General features: G+C 26.0%; 5 protein-coding genes and 1 pseudogene. All 6 read left to right on the top strand.

Going from position 1 to position 4,611, the window contains the following annotated elements; translation table 11 throughout:
• Positions 1-286 precede the first annotated feature (286 nt).
• The 6 genes and pseudogenes from GQV94_RS07490 (at position 287) to GQV94_RS07850 (ending at position 4,019) form a co-directional block, all read left to right on the top strand.
• Positions 287-1,711: a catalase gene (locus tag GQV94_RS07490; RefSeq protein WP_200170426.1), complete on the top strand. Its 1,425-nt coding sequence runs from the start codon at positions 287-289 to the stop codon at positions 1,709-1,711.
• A 52-nt stretch (positions 1,712-1,763) separates the two neighbouring features.
• Positions 1,764-2,228: a Cj1386 family hemin-binding protein gene (locus tag GQV94_RS07495; protein WP_200170427.1), complete on the top strand. Its 465-nt coding sequence runs from the start codon at positions 1,764-1,766 to the stop codon at positions 2,226-2,228.
• 415 nt (positions 2,229-2,643) lie between these two features.
• The gene (locus tag GQV94_RS07500; RefSeq protein ID WP_200170428.1) at positions 2,644-3,276 is read left to right on the top strand and encodes an SDR family NAD(P)-dependent oxidoreductase; all 633 of its coding nucleotides are present in this window, start codon (positions 2,644-2,646) and stop codon (positions 3,274-3,276) included.
• A 4-nt stretch (positions 3,277-3,280) separates the two neighbouring features.
• Entirely contained in the window at positions 3,281-3,361 is an 81-nt protein-coding gene (locus tag GQV94_RS07980; protein WP_442778711.1) for a hypothetical protein, read from the top strand.
• Between the two features lie 130 nt (positions 3,362-3,491).
• A pseudogene (locus tag GQV94_RS07985) lies at positions 3,492-3,611 on the top strand (TetR/AcrR family transcriptional regulator); the annotation flags it as partial.
• Positions 3,612-3,716: 105 nt separating this feature from the next.
• Positions 3,717-4,019, top strand: a complete 303-nt coding sequence (locus GQV94_RS07850; protein ID WP_234126474.1) for a hypothetical protein — start codon at positions 3,717-3,719, stop codon at positions 4,017-4,019.
• The last annotated feature ends 592 nt before the right edge of the window (positions 4,020-4,611 follow it).

Consider the following 4,611-nt stretch of genomic DNA (forward strand, 5'->3'; position numbering starts at 1 on the left):
TAATTAAAATATTTAATTTTAATATAATAAAGTTTAAATTTAAAAATCATCTGAATAAATTTATATATTTTATTAATTTCAATCAATATAAAAAAATTATAAGCAAAAACCAAAATATTTTCTAAATATTTATCTTAAAAAGCATGTAAAATTAAAAAATATACCAAAAATACTCAATTATAAAAATAATTTTTATTTTTTATTAATAATTTTTATCAGTTAATATTATTTTTATTTTCAAAGAATATAATTAATTTAAAAATTATTTTTTATATAAGGAGAGGTTATGAAAAAATTAACAAATGACTTTGGAAATATTGTTGCTGATAATCAAAATTCTTTAAGTGCAGGTGTTAAAGGACCATTGCTTATGCAAGATTATATTTTACTTGAAAAGCTTGCTCATCAAAACAGAGAAAGAATTCCTGAAAGAACGGTTCATGCTAAAGGAAGTGCAGCTTATGGAGAAATGAAAATAAGTGCTGATTTAAGTGCATATACTAAGGCAAAAGTTTTTCAAAAAGGAGAAGTTACTCCGCTTTTTTTACGTTTTTCAACCGTTGCTGGAGAAGCAGGAGCAGCTGATGCTGAAAGAGATGTTCGTGGTTTTGCAATAAAATTTTATACCAAAGAAGGAAACTGGGATTTAGTTGGCAATAATACCCCAACTTTTTTTATCCGCGATGCTTATAAATTTCCTGATTTTATACATACTCAAAAAAGAGATCCGCGCACTCATTTAAGAAGTAATAATGCTGCTTGGGATTTTTGGACACTTTGTCCTGAAAGTTTGCATCAAGTAACTATTTTAATGAGCGATAGAGGAATTCCTGCGAGTTATCGCCATATGCACGGTTTTGGAAGTCATACTTATAGTTTTATCAACGATAAAAATGAAAGATTTTGGGTGAAGTTTCATTTTAAAACTATGCAAGGTATTAAAAATTTAACCAATGAAGAAGCAGCTAATTTGATAGCAAAAGATAGAGAGAGTCATCAAAGAGATCTTTATGAGACTATTGAGAGAAAAGAATTTCCAAAATGGAAAGTTCAGCTTCAAATTTTAGCTGAAAAAGATATAGAAAAACTTGGTTTTAATCCTTTTGATTTAACTAAAATTTGGCCTCATAAGATTGTTCCTTTAATGGATGTGGGCGAGATAGTATTAAATAAAAATGTTGATAATTATTTTAATGAAGTAGAACAAGCTGCTTTTAGTCCTAGCAATATAGTTTCTGGAATTGGCTTTAGTCCGGATAAAATGCTTCAAGCTAGAATTTTCTCTTATCCAGATGCACAAAGATATAGAATAGGAACAAATTATCATCTTTTACCTGTAAATCGTGCTAGAAGCGAGGTAAATACTTATAATGTTGCAGGTGCTATGAATTTTGATATTTACAAAAATGGTAAAGCTTATTATGAGCCAAATAGTTATAATGATAGCCCAAAAGAAGATAAAAGTTATCTTGAGCCTGATTTGATTTTAGAAGGCAATGCTCAAAGATACAAAGCAATGGATGATGATTTTTATAGCCAACCTCGTGCCTTATTTGATTTAATGAATGAAAATCAAAAAGAACAACTTTTTAATAACATTGCTGCTTCTATGGATGGAGTTGAGAAAGAAATTATTGCTAGAGCTTTAAATCATTTTGAAAAAATTTCCCCTGCTTATGCAAATGGTGTTAAAAAAGCTTTAAATAAGTAGTTTTTACTTGCCTCTTTTTGAGGCAAACTAAAGATTATTTAAAGGATAATTTATGCAACTTAGTTTAGAAGAAGAAAAAAGATTTGCCGAGCTTTGTAAGATGGCATTTGATTTTGCAAGAAATAATGACTATGAAAATTTAAAGATAATGTTAGATGCGGGTTTAAATATCAATTTAAAAACACACAAAGGTGATACTTTGCTTATGCTTGCTGCTTATAATGATTCTTATGAGTGTGCAAAAATGCTTTTAGAAAAAGGTGCAAAGGTGGATGAAAAAAATGATCGTGGACAAACACCCTTAGCTGGAGTATGTTTTAAAGGATATTTATCTATGTGTAAGCTTTTGGTTAAATATGGAGCAAATATTGATGAAAATAATGGTTTGGGAATGACTCCTTATACTTTTGCATTAATGTTTGCAAGAAAAGAAATTGCCGAGTTTTTGCTTCAAAATTCTAAAAAAAGTTTTTTTAAAAAAATAAGTTTAAATATATTAAAAATATTTAAGAAGTAGATTTTATTATTATATAAATAATTTTGAAATATTAAAATCATTTATATAATTTTTTTATGCTTTAAACTTATAATTTTAGAATTGATTATGATAGTCCTAGTTTAAAACACTTTTAAATATTAATAAATAATACTAATTTCCTCTAAACGTGCAATTCTTTTTAAATATTCAAATTATCTAGCTTATTAAGTAATTAAATTTTTTAAAATATATTATAAATAAGGGTATAAAAACTTACCTGTTTTATATTAAGTTTTTGATAATTTCGTTTCTATAGCAATTTAATGTAATCAATGGATTATTTAATTTAACAAACCAAATTAAATATGATATAGTAATTTATAAATAAACGAACGTTCATTTATTAATAACTTAACTCAATAAAGGAGATAATAATTGTGAAAAAACAGTTCTTATTACAAGCGGCACTAGCGGTATTGGGAGGGCGACAGCTTTTAAATTTGGCAAGAATAGCTATATAGTTATTACGACAACAAGAGATGAAAGCAAGAAACAAGCTTTTTTATATGAATGCAAAATTCAAGGTATTGAGGCTGAGGTATATTTGGTTGATGCAACAAAAGAAGAGGAAGTGAAAAATTTAATTAAAACAATAGTTGATACATATGGAAAATTAGACGTATTAGTAAATAATTCAGCTATTGCAGGAGAAGCAAAATATTTTGCTCAAACATCACCAAATAATATGCGTAATATGGTGGAAACAAATATCATGGGGGTGTATTATGGCATGCGTTATGCTTTACTTGAAATGTTAAAAGTTGGTTCTGGCAGTATTGTAAATTTAGCTTCGATTGCAGGTTTAAATGGAATTCCATTTGCTGGAGAATATGGTGCCACTAAACACGCCGTGGTAGGAATGACAAAAGGTGCTGCAATAGAATATGCTACTTCGGGTATTCGTATTAATGCAGTAGCACCAGGTGCTATTTTAACGGATATTTTAAAAGAAGCGATTGAGTCAGGCGCTGTAACAAAAGAAACATTAGAAGAAAAAACGTTTAGGCACGGTAGAAGATATTGCTAATGGAATTTATTTTCTTGCCTCAGATGAATGTCCATTTATGACGGGTGTAGTTTTGCCAATTGATAGAGGTTATACGGCACAATAATCTTATCTTGCGTTAAAATATAAAATAATAAAAGTTAATTGAAAGGAAAGTAAGCAAAATGTATAATGTTATAACATAAATGAAAGGGTTATAAGATGCGTATTCGAGATAAAAAAAAGAACAATTAATTATTGATGCTGTAATCACTCTTGCAATTGATGAGGGAATTCAAGGTTTATCCATATCAAAAATTGCAAAAAAGGCTAAATTAGCATCGGCTACTATATATTTATATTATGAAAACAAAGAAGCTCTTATAAAAGGTGTGTATATATATGTTAAAGATATATTGCGACAATATATAAATCGTAATATCAGCATAACTGATTCAGGTCAAAAAGTATTTGAAAAACTAATGAGTAATCTATACACGTTTATAGTAGAGCGTATGGAGTATTTGTTATTTATAGAAATGTGTTCTTTAAATCCAAGTATTGCCAATGCAAATACGGTGGCAATGTTTGAACCTATTTTTTCAATTGTTGAAAATAAAATAAAAGAAAATACCTTTAAAAAAATTGCGCCTTATATACTACTTCCATACTGTTATAACCCAATTGTTCAATTAGCAAAAGATTATAGAAATAATTTAATAGAAGATATGGAAGAGAGATTTAAGTATATTAGGCAATTAAGTTGGGAAGCTATTAAAGCATGACTAATATTTATAGATAGCATTAATAATATAAAAACAATGTATAAAAGTTATTTTACAAATGGGTTTTTCTAGATATTTGTAAAAAATGTCAAAAAAATAATCAATTTTTCTAGATTATTGATTAATCTTGTGTTTTTATAAAAACTTATAATTTTAAATGTATGATTTTAAGTATTTTTTAAGACTTTTGTAAATTTATTTTTACATACAGCCAATCATCTTAAATTAAAATTTCGAGAAGTTTTTATTACTATAATCAATAAAAATTTATTTATAATTCTTAATTTATTCTAATTGTAAAAGATAATCTTTAGCATTAAAAAAATTAATGTATAAAAAATATTTTGTTTTAAATTAATTATATAAATTGTTTAGATATGTTAGATACAAAAGATAAAAATATTTATATCTAAATGTCATCTTAAAATTTTTTAACTCATAATTTTATAGATTTTTTTACATTGACATGTTAAATTACTTTTTATAATTTTAAAATTTTATAAAATTGTAATTTTTGATTTTATATTTTAAGATAATATTTTGCACATAAAATATTTATTGTTTATATATTTTTAAATAAAATTAACTTATT

This window comes from Campylobacter sp. TTU_617 (genome assembly GCF_016599045.1).
Lineage (GTDB): Bacteria > Campylobacterota > Campylobacteria > Campylobacterales > Campylobacteraceae > Campylobacter_D.

Excerpts from the sequence above, each read along its gene's own strand:
- GQV94_RS07490 (WP_200170426.1), top strand. The coding sequence starts at position 287 with ATGAAAAAATTAACAAATGACTTTGGAAATATTGTTGCTGATAATCAA.
- GQV94_RS07495 (WP_200170427.1), top strand. The coding sequence starts at position 1,764 with ATGCAACTTAGTTTAGAAGAAGAAAAAAGATTTGCCGAGCTTTGTAAG.
- GQV94_RS07850 (WP_234126474.1), top strand. The coding sequence starts at position 3,717 with ATGAGTAATCTATACACGTTTATAGTAGAGCGTATGGAGTATTTGTTA.